At 61.9% G+C, this 14,774-nt stretch carries 13 protein-coding genes; 7 read left to right on the top strand and 6 right to left on the bottom strand.

The annotated features are described in order from the left end of the window. Nucleotides 1–12: 12 nt before the first annotated feature. Nucleotides 13–621: an imidazoleglycerol-phosphate dehydratase HisB gene (gene hisB, locus QD408_RS24490; RefSeq protein ID WP_010033258.1), complete on the bottom strand. Its 609-nt coding sequence runs from the start codon at nt 619–621 to the stop codon at nt 13–15. A 176-nt stretch (nt 622–797) separates the two neighbouring features. Between hisB and hslV the strand changes: the two genes are divergently transcribed. From hslV to QD408_RS24465, 5 genes are all read left to right on the top strand, one after another. Then, the gene (hslV, locus tag QD408_RS24485; RefSeq protein WP_414141078.1) at nt 798–1,325 is read left to right on the top strand and encodes an ATP-dependent protease subunit HslV; all 528 of its coding nucleotides are present in this window, start codon (nt 798–800) and stop codon (nt 1,323–1,325) included. Nucleotides 1,326–1,427: 102 nt separating this feature from the next. Beyond that, nucleotides 1,428–2,735: an ATP-dependent protease ATPase subunit HslU gene (gene hslU, locus QD408_RS24480; RefSeq protein ID WP_414141077.1), complete on the top strand. Its 1,308-nt coding sequence runs from the start codon at nt 1,428–1,430 to the stop codon at nt 2,733–2,735. 188 nt (nt 2,736–2,923) lie between these two features. Then, nucleotides 2,924–3,871 (top strand): DUF1402 family protein, encoded by a 948-nt coding sequence (locus tag QD408_RS24475; protein ID WP_088683009.1) that lies wholly within the window; start codon nt 2,924–2,926, stop codon nt 3,869–3,871. 48 nt (nt 3,872–3,919) lie between these two features. Next, nucleotides 3,920–5,332 carry a cytochrome P450 gene (locus QD408_RS24470; RefSeq protein ID WP_414141076.1) on the top strand — a complete coding sequence of 471 codons (1,413 nt, stop codon included), beginning with the start codon at nt 3,920–3,922 and terminating at the stop codon, nt 5,330–5,332. Between the two features lie 85 nt (nt 5,333–5,417). Then, nucleotides 5,418–7,589 (top strand): malate synthase G, encoded by a 2,172-nt coding sequence (locus QD408_RS24465; RefSeq protein WP_414141075.1) that lies wholly within the window; start codon nt 5,418–5,420, stop codon nt 7,587–7,589. Nucleotides 7,590–7,652: 63 nt separating this feature from the next. Here QD408_RS24465 and QD408_RS24460 read toward each other — a convergent pair whose 3' ends face one another. After that, nucleotides 7,653–8,336, bottom strand: coding sequence for a L,D-transpeptidase (locus tag QD408_RS24460; RefSeq protein WP_414141074.1), 684 nt, complete (start codon nt 8,334–8,336; stop codon nt 7,653–7,655). Nucleotides 8,337–8,338: 2 nt separating this feature from the next. On the opposite strand from QD408_RS24460, the gene QD408_RS24455 reads away from it, so the two are divergent. Together QD408_RS24455 and QD408_RS24450 are read left to right on the top strand one after the other, a co-directional pair. Beyond that, a complete protein-coding gene (locus QD408_RS24455) occupies nt 8,339–8,464 on the top strand; it encodes a hypothetical protein (RefSeq protein WP_280950446.1) in 126 nt (41 codons plus the stop codon). A gap of 50 nt (nt 8,465–8,514) precedes the next feature. Continuing rightward, nucleotides 8,515–9,009, top strand: a complete 495-nt coding sequence (locus tag QD408_RS24450) for an MmcB family DNA repair protein (RefSeq protein ID WP_088683005.1) — start codon at nt 8,515–8,517, stop codon at nt 9,007–9,009. Between the two features lie 9 nt (nt 9,010–9,018). Here QD408_RS24450 and QD408_RS24445 read toward each other — a convergent pair whose 3' ends face one another. From QD408_RS24445 to QD408_RS24430, 4 genes are read right to left on the bottom strand one after another with little or no spacing between them, the layout of a single operon-like run. Next, nucleotides 9,019–9,597, bottom strand: coding sequence for an ActR/PrrA/RegA family redox response regulator transcription factor (locus tag QD408_RS24445; protein ID WP_088683004.1), 579 nt, complete (start codon nt 9,595–9,597; stop codon nt 9,019–9,021). A 56-nt stretch (nt 9,598–9,653) separates the two neighbouring features. After that, entirely contained in the window at nt 9,654–10,964 is a 1,311-nt protein-coding gene (locus tag QD408_RS24440) for an ActS/PrrB/RegB family redox-sensitive histidine kinase (RefSeq protein WP_088683061.1), read from the bottom strand. A 21-nt stretch (nt 10,965–10,985) separates the two neighbouring features. Continuing rightward, on the bottom strand, nt 10,986–13,451 hold the full coding sequence (gene hrpB / locus QD408_RS24435) for an ATP-dependent helicase HrpB (protein ID WP_414141073.1): 2,466 nt from the start codon (nt 13,449–13,451) through the stop codon (nt 10,986–10,988). Further along, a complete protein-coding gene (locus tag QD408_RS24430; RefSeq protein WP_414141072.1) occupies nt 13,448–14,395 on the bottom strand; it encodes an ornithine cyclodeaminase family protein in 948 nt (315 codons plus the stop codon). Before QD408_RS24430 ends, hrpB begins: the two co-directional genes overlap by 4 nt. Nucleotides 14,396–14,774 lie beyond the last annotated feature (379 nt).

The raw sequence follows: 14,774 nt of genomic DNA, 5'->3' as shown, positions 1-14,774 counted from the left end.
CCCTTGAGGGGCTCAGACGAGCGTGCCCTTGGTCGAGGGAACACGGCCCGCCTGTCTCGGATCGATCTCTGTCGCCGTGCGCAATGCGCGGGCAACGGCCTTGAAGCATGTCTCGGCAATATGGTGGTTGTTGGCGCCATAATGGTTGAGAATATGCAAGGTGATGCCGGCATTCTGGGCGAGCGCCTGGAAGAATTCGCGGACGAGCTCGGTGTCGAAGGTTCCGATCTTCGGCGCGCTGAAGGCGACGTTCCAGACGAGGAAGGGCCGGCCGGAAAGATCGACCGCGGCCTTGGTCATCGTCTCGTCCATGGCAAGGTCTATCGAAGCGTAGCGCGTGATGCCGCGCCGGTCGCCGAGCGCCTTGGAGATCGCCTGGCCGATCGCGATACCCGTATCCTCGACGGTATGGTGATCGTCGATATGCAGGTCGCCCTTGGCGTCGATCTCCATGTCGATGAGGGAATGCCGCGAAAGCTGGTCGAGCATATGATCGAAGAAGCCGACGCCCGTCGAAATCTTCGATTTGCCGGTGCCATCGAGATTGACGGAAACGGAAATCGAGGTCTCGTTGGTCTTGCGGGAAACGCTGCCCGTGCGGCTTGCTGCGGTCTCGGCCATCTGGCCCTCCATCGGAATAAGGCCGTTCCTTATCAGGCGCATGGGGAAATATCCAGAAGCCGGGGAAGAGAAAAGCCGGCCCATTTGCAATCGGCTCCGGCCCACTTACATAGGGTTCAACAAGGCCGGTGAGCGGCTTGGCAGAGTAGCCCGCGTCATGGGCAGACAGGTGTTTTATGACAACGATCATTACAGTTCGAAAAGGCGGCAAGGTGGTGATGGCGGGCGACGGCCAGGTGAGCCTCGGCCAGACCGTCATGAAGGGCAATGCCCGCAAGGTGCGCCGCATCGGCAAGGGCGAGGTCATCGCCGGTTTCGCCGGCGCCACCGCCGATGCCTTCACCCTGCTCGAAAGGCTCGAAAAGAAGCTGGAGCAGTATCCCGGCCAGCTGATGCGAGCCGCCGTCGAACTCGCCAAGGACTGGCGTACCGACAAATACCTGCGTAATCTCGAAGCCATGATGCTCGTCGCCGACAAGTCGATCACGCTCGCGATCACCGGCAACGGCGATGTTCTGGAGCCTGAGCATGGCACGACGGCGATCGGCTCGGGCGGCAACTACGCCTTCGCGGCCGCCCGCGCGCTCATGGATACCGACAAATCGGCCGAAGAGATCGCGCGCCGCGCCCTCGAGATTGCCGCCGACATCTGCGTCTACACAAACCATAATATCGTAGTGGAATCGCTTGAGGTCGAAGGCTGACGTGCGGCCGGACCAACCATGCTTTCAAGGCTTGGCGAAAATAACGATGAATTACGGCCGGGTGCCGCTGATTGCCCCGGACCGCCAGGAGAATGATACGCAATGACGACCTTTTCCCCTCGCGAGATCGTTTCCGAACTCGACCGCTACATCATCGGCCAGCATGAGGCCAAGCGCGCCGTCGCGATCGCGCTGCGCAACCGCTGGCGCCGCCAGCAGCTCGATCCGAGCCTGCGCGACGAAGTCATGCCGAAGAACATCCTGATGATCGGGCCGACCGGCGTCGGCAAGACGGAAATTTCCCGCCGCCTGGCAAAGCTCGCCGGCGCGCCCTTCATCAAGGTGGAAGCCACCAAATTCACCGAGGTCGGCTATGTCGGCCGCGATGTCGAGCAGATCATCCGCGATCTTGTCGAGGTCGGCATCGGCCTGGTGCGCGAGAAGAAGCGGGCCGAAGTGCAGGCCAAGGCGCATGTCAGCGCCGAAGAGCGTGTTCTCGATGCCTTGGTCGGCACCACCGCTTCGCCTGCCACCCGCGAGAACTTCCGTAAGAAGCTGAGGGACGGCGAACTCGACGACAAGGAAATCGATATCGAGGTGGCCGATACCGGTTCCGGCATGGGCGGCTTCGAAATTCCCGGCATGCCGGGCGCCAATATCGGCGTGCTGAACCTGTCGGAAATGTTCGGCAAGGCTATGGGCGGCCGTACCAAGAAGGTCCGCACGACAGTCAAGGCTTCCTATACCGATCTGATCCGCGACGAGTCCGACAAGCTGATCGACAATGAGGTGATCCAGCGCGAGGCCGTCCGCTCGGTTGAGAATGACGGCATCGTCTTCCTTGACGAAATCGACAAGATCGCCGCCCGTGACGGCGGCATGGGTGCGGGCGTTTCCCGTGAAGGCGTGCAACGCGACCTCCTGCCGCTCGTCGAAGGCACGACGGTCTCGACCAAATACGGACCTGTTAAAACCGACCATGTCCTCTTCATCGCGTCGGGCGCCTTTCATGTCGCCAAGCCGTCGGATCTTCTTCCCGAGCTGCAAGGCCGACTGCCGATCCGTGTCGAGCTGCGCCCGCTGAACAAGGAGGATTTCCGCCGGATCCTGACCGAGACGGAAGCGAGCCTCATCCGCCAGTATCGCGCGCTGATGGAGACCGAAAACCTGAACCTCGATTTCACCGAGGACGCGATCGACGCGCTCGCTGACGTCGCCGTGCATCTGAACTCCTCCGTCGAGAATATCGGCGCGCGCCGCCTGCAGACGGTGATGGAGCGGGTCCTGGACGATATTTCCTACAACGCCCCGGATCGTGGCGGCACGGCGATTACGATCGATGCCGCCTATGTTCGCGAACATGTCGGCGATCTCGCGCAGAATACCGACCTGTCGCGCTTCATTCTGTGATTTCGGCGCACCGGTCCATCTCTTTACCGGTGTGAATGCCGAGTTGTGACGAATTCCACTCTCGACAGCGGGCCTTTTACTTTTTAGTGAAGGCCCGTTTTGTTTTCCGCTCCGGCTTTATTCGGCCAAGATTCTGGTCCAGTCAGCCGCATCGCGAACAGGACGATGAACGGACGGGATAGCGGATCGTGCGACGCCTTTTGACAAGCCTTATGATTGCCGTTGCCCTGGTGAATTCAGCGCCGGCCTTCGCAATGCAGACAGTGCCGGCAGGCAATCGTCATGCCGAGCAGCCCGATATTCCGGGCGCATCCGTTCGCCGCACCAAGGGCACCAAAAGCAGCTTCGATCTGAAATATGAGAAGGTCCACGAGCTTCTGGCGACCGATCGCGAGCTGATGGCCAAGATCCGCAAGGTCTCCAGCGCCTACGGCATCAATCCCATTCATGTCATCGGCGCGATCGTCGGCGAACATACCTATAATGTCGACGCCTACGACCGGTTGCAGGCCTATTATGTAAAAGCCGCCTCCTATGCCGGAGAAAGCTTCCGCTTCGCCTATGACGGCGAAAACATCGACGACTTCGTCGCGCGGCCGCAATTTGCCGAATGCAAGGGCAAGAGCGATTCCTATACGCTCTGGTCCTGCCGTGAAGACGTTTGGGAAAGCGATTTCCGTGGTAAGACCGTCGGCGGTCAAAGCTTCCCCAACAACCGCTTCAGCGCCGTCTTCTTCCAGCCCTTCTATGCCGGCCAGACCTTCGGTCTCGGCCAGGTCAACCCGCTGACGGCATTGATGCTCTCTGATCTCGTCAGCCGCGTGTCGGGTTATCCGAAGCTGAACGAGAAGAATGCCGGCGCGGTCTACAAGGCCATCATGGACCCCGATATCTCGCTTGCCTTCGTCGCCGCTTCGATCCGCAGGTCGATCGACGATTACAAGGAGATTGCCGGCATGGATATCTCGGGCAATCCCGGCTTGACCGCGACGCTTTATAATGTCGGCAATTCGCGCCAGCGTGCCGCGGCCCTTGCCGCGAAGAACCGTTCTGGCGGCACGACGGTCTGGCCGGAGGAGAATTATTACGGCTGGCTGATCAACGACAAGCTGGACGAACTCAAGGGCCTGCTCTAGCTTCAAGCTTGCCGGGAAGGCGCCGATCTTCCCCGAAAGGCTTTGACGATGGACATGCGTCCTGATCCCTTCGTTCCGCCGGCACCGCTGCCGCGCACCGTGCCGCCGAGCCGGCTGGAAATCATCCGCATCATACTGCGCAACCCGCTCGAACTCTGGGGCGAGCCCTCCTATACGCTGCCCTGGATCAGAACGAGCTTCTTCGGCCAGAGGACGCTGATCGTCAACGATCCCGGCCTCATCAAGCATGTGCTGGTCGACAATGCCAATAATTACCGCATGTCGGATGTTCGCCAGCTCGTCCTGCGACCGATCCTCCGTGACGGCCTTCTGACCGCCGAAGGTCCGGTCTGGAAGAGATCACGCAAGGCGGTGGCGCCTGTCTTCACACCCCGCCATGCCCAGGGCTTTGCCGGACAGATGCTGCGCCAGTCCGAAGACTATGTCCGCAAATATGAGAGCGCAGGCGAGGCAGGCGCAATTTTCGATATCAGCACAGATATGACCGAGCTGACCTTCGCGATTCTCGCCGACACGTTATTCTCCGGTGAAATCGTCACCTCGAGCGGCCATTTCGCTGACGACGTCAATGAACTTCTGCATCGCATGGGTCGCGTCGACCCGATGGATCTGATGCGCGCTCCATCCTGGGTTCCACGTGTGACACGCATCGGTGGCCAGAAAGTGCTGGAGAAATTCCGCGCCATCGTGCGTGACACGATGGATATGCGGCTTGCCAAGATGAAGGCGGATCGCCGTGCCGCGCCCGAGGATTTCCTGACGCTGCTCCTGGAACAGGCAGGCCCTGACGGACTGACGAAGGAAGAGATCGAAGACAATATCCTGACCTTCATCGGCGCAGGGCATGAGACCACAGCCAGGGCATTGGCCTGGACGCTCTATTGCGTATCGAACAGCCCACATATCCGCGCGGCGATGGAAGAGGAAATCGACGCGGTGCTCGCCACCGGCGCCGAACCTGTGGAATGGCTGGATATGATGCCGCAGACGCGCGCCGCCTTCGAGGAGGCCCTGCGCCTTTATCCCCCTGCGCCATCCATCAACCGTGCCGCTATAGCGGATGATTCCTGGACGAGCGCCAAGGGCGAGCGGGTCGAGATCGAGGCCGGCGTCACGGTGCTCATCATGCCCTGGACGCTGCATCGCCACGAACGTCACTGGGACAGACCGCGCGTCTATATGCCGGAGCGCTTCCTGCCGGAAAATCGCGGCTCTATCGGACGCTTCCAGTTCCTGCCTTTCGGCGCCGGTCCGCGCGTCTGCATCGGAGCGACCTTCGCGCTTCAGGAGGCGGTGATCGCCCTTGCCGTCCTGATGCACCGTTATCGCTTCGATTCCACCGATCAGACCAACCCCTGGCCGGTGCAGAAGCTGACGACTCAGCCACAGAACGGACTGCCGATGCGCGTGACGCCGCGCATAATTTCCGAAAGAGCATAAATCTTTCGAATTATTGCTGAATTGACTGTGAATGAAAGCCGGGCAAAGTGTCAGCTTCCGAAAGCTGCTGCAGGGAGAATGTCGCATGAGCCGCATAGACAAGAACGGTCTTGCCATCGAAACCGTCCTTCACGATTTCCTAGTCAAGGACGTATTGCCGGGTCTGGCGGTCGATGCGGAGAAGTTTTTCGCTGATTTTTCGGCGATCGTTCACGATCTCGGCCCGAGGAATCGCGCATTGCTCGCCAAACGCGACGAACTGCAGGCAAAGATCGATGACTGGTATCGCCGCCATGGTGCGCCGGCGGATATGGACGAATACCAATCATTCCTCCGCGAAATCGGTTATCTGCTGCCGGAGGGCTCGGATTTTCAGGTCTCGACAGAAAATGTCGATCCTGAAATCGCTTCGATCGCCGGTCCGCAGCTTGTCGTTCCCGTCATGAATGCGCGTTATGCGCTCAACGCCGCCAATGCCCGTTGGGGTTCGCTCTATGATGCGCTCTACGGCACGGACGCCATTCCCGAGAGCGACGGCGCCGAGAAGGGAAAGGGCTACAATCCGAAGCGCGGCGAGAAGGTCATCGCCTGGGTGCGCGACTTCCTCGATGCATCGGTGCCGCTGCAGGATTGGAGCTGGAAGGACGTCGGAAGCTTCGCCGTCCAGGATGGAGCGCTTGTCGTCAGATCGGTCGACGGCGAGCAGGTAACGCTTCGGGATAGCGGGCATTTTGCCGGCTATCGCGGCGATGCGGCCGCTCCCTCGCATATTCTCCTCAGGAATAACGGCATTCACATCGATATCGTCATCGACGCGTCGACGGCGATCGGCAAGTCCGACCCGGCGCATATTTCCGACGTCTGGCTGGAATCGGCGATCACGACGATCATGGACTGCGAGGATTCGATTGCCGCCGTCGATGCCGAAGACAAAGTCGTCGTCTACGGTAACTGGCTCGGCCTGATGAAGGGCGATCTGCAGGAAGAGGTGGCGAAGGGTGGAACGAGCTTCATCCGCAAGCTCAACCCGGATCTGGACTATACCGGCCCCGATGGCGTTTCCTTCGAGGTGCATCGCCGCTCGCTGATGCTGGTGCGCAATGGCGGCCACCTCATGACCAATCCCGCGATCCTCGACCGGGACGGCAATGAAGTGCCCGAGGGCATCATGGATGCCGTCATCACCGGCCTGATCGCGCTCTATGATATCGGCCCGGCCGGCCGGAAGAAGAATTCCCGCACCGGTTCCATGTATGTGGTCAAGCCGAAGATGCATGGGCCCGAAGAAGTCGCTTTCGCCGTCGAGATCTTTTCGCGGGTCGAAGATGCGCTCGGCATGGCGCGCAACACCATCAAGATGGGCATCATGGACGAGGAGCGCCGGACCACCGTCAATCTCAAGGAATGCATTCGCGCCGCCCGCGAGCGCGTCGTCTTCATCAATACCGGCTTCCTCGACCGCACCGGCGACGAAATCCATACCTCGATGGAAGCCGGCCCGATGATTCGCAAGGGCGACATGCGCCAGGCGGCCTGGATTTCGGCCTATGAGAACTGGAACGTCGATATCGGCCTCGAATGCGGCCTGTCGGGTCATGCCCAGATCGGCAAGGGCATGTGGGCGATGCCGGATCTGATGGCGGCGATGCTGGAACAGAAGATTGCCCATCCCAAAGCCGGCGCCAACACCGCCTGGGTGCCGTCGCCGACGGCGGCGACCCTGCACGCCACCCACTATCACCGCGTCAATGTCGCCAAGGTCCAGCAGGGGCTGAAGGACCGCGCCCGCGCCAAGCTGTCGGATATTCTCTCCGTGCCGGTCGCGGTGCGGCCGAACTGGACGCCGGAGGAAATCCAGCGCGAGCTCGACAACAATGCCCAGGGCATCCTCGGCTATGTCGTGCGCTGGATCGATCACGGCGTCGGCTGCTCGAAGGTGCCCGACATCAACAATGTCGGCCTGATGGAAGACCGCGCGACCTTGCGCATCTCGGCCCAGCACATGGCGAACTGGCTGCATCACAAGGTCGTCGGCGAGGCTCAGATCGTCGAGACGATGAAGCGTATGGCCGCCGTCGTCGACCGGCAGAACGCGTCGGACCCCGCCTACCAGCCGATGGCAGGCAATTTCGATGGTTCGATCGCCTTCCAGGCGGCTCTCGATCTCGTCCTGAAGGGCAGGGAGCAGCCGAACGGCTACACCGAGCCGGTGCTTCACCGCCGCCGCCTCGAATTGAAAGCGAAGCAGGCCGTGTGAATATGAAAAGGCCGCCGGAACGAGGTTCCGGCGGCCTTTTTTATACCGAATTCGGTATCTAGCTTACTGAATGACGACGACCTTGGACGTCCCCTTGCCGGGACGGACGCGGCTGTAAAGGTCGATGACGTCCTGGTTCATCAGGCGAATGCAGCCCGAGGAAGCGGCGGTGCCGATCGAGGCCCATTCCGGCGTGCCGTGCAGGCGGAAGAGCGTGTCCTTGCCGTCCTCGTTGAAGAGATACATGGCGCGCGCGCCGAGCGGATTGCTGAGACCCGGGCCCATACCGTCTTCGACGTATTTGGCGACGTCGGGGCGGCGAATGGCCATTTCCTTCGGCGGGTGCCAGGTCGGCCATTCCTGCTTCCAGGCGACGTAGGCGGTGCCGGCCCATGCGAAGCCCTGCTTGCCGACGCCGATGCCGTAGCGCATCGCCTTGCCGTTGGCCAGGATGTAATAGAGGAAGCGCTCGCGCGTGTTGACGATGATCGTTCCGGGACGCTCGGTGGTCTGGTAGCTGACGACCTGGCGGCGGAACTGCGGCTTGACCCTGTCGATCGGGATCGCCGGCAGGGAGTATCCGGCATCCTTCGTCACGCCGTAGGCGTCGTTGAAGATCTGTGCCGTCTGTACCGTCGGGCCTGCGCCCTTGTCGTCGACGGAGGCGCTGTCGGAACTCGTGGAGCAACCGGCCAGAGCGAGCGTCGTCAGCAGGCCAAATACAGGGAATGCATTGCGGAAGCGCATAGATGACTCTTGAAGTTTTGGGGCAAGGAGAAGGTCTTTCGACCATCGTTGATTATGGTTTATTTTCGATTAACTTGCGCTTTGCAAGACTGCTGCAGCACGACAAATCCGTCTCGCGCGCAAATTAAAAGCGCATGGTTTTTTTGCAACAACACACCCGACACCGCGATGGTTATCCATGACGATTTTGAGCGTTTACAATAACAATCCGTTAATCGATGGCCGGCAATCGGATAGAGCCATGATGGTGCGGCGGGGAACGCAGATATTGCTGCATGAAATGCGTCACGCCGTACTGCCGGAACTGCCGCTGGCGAGCGGCCGCCGCGCCGATCTGATCACGCTTTCGGAAAAGGGCGAGGTCTGGATCATCGAAATCAAGACCTCGATCGAGGATTTCAGGGTCGATCGCAAATGGCCGGAATATAGGCTGCATTGCGACCGACTGTTCTTTGCGACTCACGAGGGCGTGCCGCTCGACATTTTTCCTGAAGAATGCGGGCTTTTCCTCTCGGACGGTTATGGCGCCCACATGATTCGCGAGGCGCCGGAACACCGTTTGGCGCCCGCCACGCGCAAATCGGTCACGCTCAATTTCTCGCGGGCCGCCGCCCAAAGGCTGATGATGGCCGAATGGGCGAACGGAAAGCCGTTCAATGTGGACGATGTCTAATCCCGCTGCCTATTTCGGCGCGCGTTTGGCAAGGATGCGCTGCAGCGTCCGCCGATGCATGTTGAGCCGGCGCGCCGTCTCGGAAACATTGCGCTCGCACATTTCATAGACCCGCTGGATATGCTCCCAGCGCACGCGGTCGGCCGACATCGGATTTTCGGGAAGCTCCGCCTTTTCGCCTGGCCGCTGCGTCAGCGCCGAAAAGACGTCGTCGGCATCGGCAGGTTTTGCGAGATAATCGACGGCGCCGAGTTTTACGGCGGTCACCGCCGTGGCGATATTGCCATAGCCGGTCAATACGATAATTCGGGTGTCGTCGCGCCGCTGGCGGATCGCTTCGATGACGTCGAGCCCGTTGCCGTCGCCGAGGCGAAGGTCGACCACCGCATATTTTGGCGGCCTGCCTTTCGATTTCGCAACGCCTTCCGCCACTGATTCGGCCGTTTCCACCTGAAAACCGCGCGTCTCCATCGCCCGCGCCAGCCGGCGCAGGAACGGCCCGTCGTCGTCGACGATCAGCAGGCTGGCGTCGGGACCGATATGGTCTTCATCAGATGCTGCGAAATTTTCATGATTCTGTTCTGTCATCGTCTCGGGTCCTGGCGGCTGAGCGCCGATCTCAATTCCTACTTATGCCGATAAACTCATTTTGTCGAATTTGCGTCGATCAGCATGCGTGGCCATTCGATTCGGATGCGCGCACCCGCGCTTTCCGGGTCGCGATTCTCGAAAATCAGCGATGCGCCGGAGCGTTCCAGCAGCGTCTTGGCGATGAAAAGCCCGAGCCCGAGCCCGCCGGCCGTATCCTCCTTCTGCCGCTTGGTCACATAGGGTTCGCCGATCCGCGTCAGAATGTCGGGCGAATAACCATTGCCGTCGTCCTCGATGATGATCCGCACTTTGTCGTGATTGTGCTCGACCGTCACGGTCACCTTCTCCCTGGCATAATCGACGGCATTTTCGATGAGGTTGCCGAGCCCGTACATGATGCCGGCATTGCGGTCGGTGACTGGTTCGCCCTTGCGCGGGCTCTTTTCGATGAGCTCGAGCGTGATGCCGAATTCCCGGTGGGGTGCCACGATCTCCTCGATCATCGAGGATAATGGTAGCCGGCGCATATGTGCCTCGCCTTCCGAGGAAAGCGTCGTCAGCCGCCGCAGGATGTCGCGGCAGCGTTCGCTCTGGCTGCGCAGCAGCATCACGTCTTCGCGAAACCGGTCGTCGTCCTTGAGCTCCCGTTCCATTTCCTTGGCGACGACGCTGATCGTCGCCAGCGGCGTGCCGAGTTCATGCGCGGCGGCGGCAGCCAGCCCGTCGAGCTGCGAAAGATGCTTTTCCCGCTGCAGCACCAGTTCGGTTGCCGCCAGCGCGTCGGCAAGCTGGCCCGCCTCCATCGAGACGCGATAGGCATAGAAAGCGGCAAAGGCCATCGTCGAGGCAATCGAGCACCAGACACCGAACTGCATGACATTGTGCACATTGATCTCTACCCCGTCGAACCAGGGCAGCGGGAAGGGCGAAAAGGCAAGCACCGTGATGCAGACCATCGCAAAACCGATCAGCGCGGTGCTGTAGCGGATGGGCTGCGAGGCAAAGGAGATGATGACGGGCACGCAGACGAGAGCGGCGAAGGGATTGGCAAGGCCGCCGGTGATGAAGAGCAGCGCGCAGAGTTGCAGAAGATCGAAGCCGAGCAGCGCGAAGGCGGCAGGTGGCCCCAGCCGATGCGTCGGCGGATAGCGGATCGTCAGGTAGAAATTCACCCAGGCAAGGGCGGCGATCAGTGAGCAGCTGGCGATCAGCGGCAGGGGAAATTTCAGCCAGAAGGCAACGATGAACACGGTCGCCGCTTGCCCGCCGACGGCAAGCCAGCGCAGCCGCACCAGCGTCTGCAGGCGCAGCCTGCGGCTGCTGTGCCGATCTTCCAGCGTGTGGCTTTCCGTCTTGTCGATCATGCCAGGCTCCTTGGCTCGCCCTCATGTACCACGCGGTTTTGCCCGTGTCGTCGGGGGCGCTTCTTCCGGCCGCTCCGGCCAGGGATGGCGGGGATAGCGCCCGCGCATCTCGGCGCGCACATCCTTCCAAGAGCCGGCCCAAAAGCCCGGCAGGTCGCGGGTCGTCTGGATCGGCCGGTGCGCCGGCGAGGTCAGTTCCAGGAGCAGAGGAAGGCGGCCTCCGGCGATGGCCGGGTGCTGCTTCAGCCCGAACAGCTCCTGCACGCGGATCGTCAGCACCGGCTCTTCGCCCTCATATTGGATCGGATGCCGCTGTCCGGTCGGCGCCTCGAAATGCGTCGGCGCAAGCCGGCTAAGATCGCGCTGCAGCTCGTGCGGCACCAGCGACATCAGCCCGTTCGAAAGACCGCCCGCGGAAACTTCCGAAAGGCCGCGCGCCTCCGTCTGGAAGGGGGCGAACCATTCGTCCAGCCGGGAAAGCATTGCATCGTCGCTGACGTCGGGCCACGGATCGCCGATCGTCCGGTGAAGGAACCCGATCCGTTCGCGAAGCTGGAGTGCCTCCTTCGAGAAGGCGAGCTGATCGAGCCCCAATTCGCGCACCCCTTCCATCAGCGCCGCTGTGACGGCGGTTCCGGAAGGGCGCGGCAAGGGCGTCTCGTCGAAGACGATCGCGCCGAGCCGGGTTGCCCGCCGCGCCCGCACCTGCCGGCTCTGCCGGTCGAAGAATGTCTGGTCGCCCGTTTTGATCTCGCCCGGCAGCTCTGCTTCGATGTCGGCGCGTGTCACTTCGGCGGCCGCGAGAATCCGCCCCTGCGCCGCCCGCCCGGTGAGATCGGCGATGACGAGCATCTGGCTGCCGGCCAGCCTTTCGGTTTCCGGCAGTTCCGCTCCCCGCCCGTTCGCCATCACGAATCGTCCGCGTCCGCCGCGCTGAAGCGCTATTCTGTCAGGGAATGCATGCAGCAGAAGCTGGCCCGCGAGCGCCGGCGCCGTTGCGGCAACGCTGTCGAGGCCGGCGGCCAGCCGCCCTGCCAGCCGCCGCGAGGCGTCGGCTCTTTCGCCGCGCTCGGCCTTGAAACGCCGCAGCCGTTCCTCGATGTCGGTGCTCGGTCCGCCGAGCCCCTGTTCGGTCAGAAGCACTGATATCATCGCCGCCTCCCGGGCATGGCCCGATTCGCCTGATGAAACGACCATGGCGGCAAGCCGCGGCGGCAAAGCGAGATCGCGCATGATCTTGCCGCGCGCCGTCAGAGCGCCGTCCTTGTCGAGCGCGCCGAGTTGGCCGAGCAGTGCCCGCGCTTCCCTGAGCGTCGTTTCCGGCGGCTGATCGACGAAGGCGAGCGACGTTGGGTCCTGAACGCCCCAATGGGCGAGATCGAGCACCAGTCCGGAAAGATCGCTGGAAAGAATCTGCGGCGGCGTGAAAGCCGGCAAAGCCGCCGTCTGTCCCTGGTGCCACAGCCTTATTGCGATGCCGGGTTCCGTTCGTCCGGCGCGGCCGGCCCGCTGATCGGCGGAGGCCCTGGAGACGCGCACCGTCTCGAGCCGCGTAATCCCGGTCGAGGCCCCGAAAACCGGCAGACGCTGCAACCCGCTGTCGATCACGATCCTGACACCGTCGATGGTGATCGAGGTTTCGGCAATCGAGGTGGCAAGGACGATCTTGCGCGTTCCCTTGGCCGCCGGCCGGATCGCGGCATCCTGCTCCTTCTGGCTGAGATTGCCATAGAGGGGAGCAATCAGCGTTTCAGGCCCGAAGCGCCCCTGCAGGCGCTCCACGGTGCGCGTGATTTCCGCCTGTCCGGGCAGGAAGGCCAGCATCGAGCCGTCTTCATCGGCATGCGCATTGATAATCGCCCGTGTGACAGCATCCTCGATGCGCTCGCCGCCTGGCCGGTCCTGATAGCGGATATCGATCGGAAAACTGCGCCCCAGGCTTTCGATGACAGGCGGGTGATCGAGCAGGGCGGCCACGCGTTCCACGTCGAGCGTCGCCGACATGACCAGGATACGCAGATCGTCACGTAGCGCCGACTGCACGTCGAGCGCCAGCGCCAGCCCGAAATCGGCATCGAGCGACCGCTCATGGAATTCGTCGAAGAGCACGGCCGAGACGCCTGACAGCTCCGGATCGTCGAGGATCATCCGGGCGAAAACCCCTTCGGTCACCACTTCGACCCTGGTCGCCGCCGATATCCTGTTGTCGAGGCGCATGCGGTAGCCGATCGTCTCGCCCACCTGTTCGCCGATCAGCGATGCCATGCGGCTTGCCGCCGCCCGTGCCGCGAGCCGCCGCGGCTCGAGCAGGATGATTTTGCCGTCGCCGCGCCAGGCTTGGTCGAGCAAGTAGAGCGGCACCAAGGTCGTCTTGCCGGCGCCGGGCGGGGCGGAAAGGATGGCGCGCCCTCGTTCGGCCAGCGCCGCGCCGACGGCCGGCAGGACATGCGAAACCGGAAGCTCCGGCAAGGATGCGCTGATCGTCACTTGCGGCCCGCCACCGTCTCATAGGCAAGGATGGCGCCGGCGAGATCCTCGAGTGCTGCGCCGACCGACTTGAACAGGGTGATTTCCCCGTCATGGCTTCGCCCGCCACGCGCGCCGCTGATAAGCTCGGCAAGCTCCGATTTGATGTCGCTCATCTCAAGCACGCCGCTTTTCAACGGCTGGACGATGTCGCCGGCCTCGCTGCAGGCGCCGGCACGGGTATCGACATGGACAGAAGCACGGCGGATGGCCTCATCGTCGCTTTCGCGCATGCTCGGCTTGAAGGCGCCGACGAGATCGAGATGCGCGCCGGGCTTCAGCCATTCGCCCGATATCAACGGCTCGCTCGAAAGCGTGGCGCAGGAAATGATGTCGGCCGTTCGAGCGGCTGCTTCCCTGTCCGAGGTCGCCTCCGCATCCAGACCGAGCGTCCGTGCCTCTGCTGCGGTTTTCTCTGCCGCGTCCGTGTTGCGTCCCCAGATCCTATATTTCTTGATAGGCCGGGTCGCGCCATGGGCGAACATCAGGTTGAGCGACAGCCGACCGGTTCCGCAGACGAGCAGCTCCTGCGCATCCGGGCGGGCGAGATAACGGGCGGCCAGCGCCGATGCCGCCGCCGTCCGCCGTGCCGTCAATTCGCCGCCGTCGATGACGGCGAGCATTTCGCCGGTGGCGCCGGAGGAAAGAAGATAGGTCCCTGAGATTGCCGGCAGGCTGCGCCGCGCATTGCCGGGAAAAACGGAAACCGCCTTCACCCCGGCATAGCGCCCGGGAACCCAGGCCGGCATCAGAAGCAGCGTCGCACTTTCCTCGCCGGGCACGTCCATGTCGTGGTGATGGCGCACCGGCATCACGCATTCGCTCGTAAACATGGCGGCGATCGCCTCGATCAGCTCCGGCCAGGGCAGGGCCGCACGCGTCTGTTCTTCATCGAGGACAAGCATTATTCTTCACTCCGCCGGATCGTTCTTCTCCAAACTAGCGAGTGAGGCGTGTGAGAGGCAAGCACGCTGGAATTCGATCTCGGGCTTCCCATATAAGCCTTGTCTTCATCGGCGAAGCCATTCTGCGGGATTCGGCGAAAATGAATCCCAAAAACCGCTTCATCAGGCGGCAATTTTGCGCGCTTTTGAAAATTGTTGCTAAAAACCCTTGATTTTCAACCTGTTACAAAAATGTCAAAAAACTTTTGGAATGAGTGTTGACTGTTTGGGAGGGTTAGTTCTATAAGCCCACTCACTGACGAGGGCGGCGGCGCTGCTGGCGACGAAGTTACTCGTTCTAGTGAAACTCAAGCGGATTGGCTGATGCTGGTTTGTGTTC

The organism is Rhizobium sp. BR 249, from assembly GCF_047445895.1.
Classification (GTDB): Bacteria; Pseudomonadota; Alphaproteobacteria; order Rhizobiales; family Rhizobiaceae; genus Rhizobium.
This window is presented reverse-complemented; position numbering and strand designations above follow the sequence as displayed.

Excerpts from the sequence above, each read along its gene's own strand:
- hisB (WP_010033258.1), bottom strand. The coding sequence starts at position 621 with ATGGCCGAGACCGCAGCAAGCCGCACGGGCAGCGTTTCCCGCAAGACC.
- hslV (WP_414141078.1), top strand. The coding sequence starts at position 798 with ATGACAACGATCATTACAGTTCGAAAAGGCGGCAAGGTGGTGATGGCG.
- hslU (WP_414141077.1), top strand. The coding sequence starts at position 1,428 with ATGACGACCTTTTCCCCTCGCGAGATCGTTTCCGAACTCGACCGCTAC.
- QD408_RS24470 (WP_414141076.1), top strand. The coding sequence starts at position 3,920 with ATGGACATGCGTCCTGATCCCTTCGTTCCGCCGGCACCGCTGCCGCGC.
- QD408_RS24465 (WP_414141075.1), top strand. The coding sequence starts at position 5,418 with ATGAGCCGCATAGACAAGAACGGTCTTGCCATCGAAACCGTCCTTCAC.
- QD408_RS24460 (WP_414141074.1), bottom strand. The coding sequence starts at position 8,336 with ATGCGCTTCCGCAATGCATTCCCTGTATTTGGCCTGCTGACGACGCTC.
- QD408_RS24455 (WP_280950446.1), top strand. The coding sequence starts at position 8,339 with ATGACTCTTGAAGTTTTGGGGCAAGGAGAAGGTCTTTCGACCATCGTT.
- QD408_RS24450 (WP_088683005.1), top strand. The coding sequence starts at position 8,515 with ATGACGATTTTGAGCGTTTACAATAACAATCCGTTAATCGATGGCCGG.
- QD408_RS24445 (WP_088683004.1), bottom strand. The coding sequence starts at position 9,597 with ATGACAGAACAGAATCATGAAAATTTCGCAGCATCTGATGAAGACCAT.
- QD408_RS24440 (WP_088683061.1), bottom strand. The coding sequence starts at position 10,964 with ATGATCGACAAGACGGAAAGCCACACGCTGGAAGATCGGCACAGCAGC.
- QD408_RS24430 (WP_414141072.1), bottom strand. The coding sequence starts at position 14,395 with ATGCTTGTCCTCGATGAAGAACAGACGCGTGCGGCCCTGCCCTGGCCG.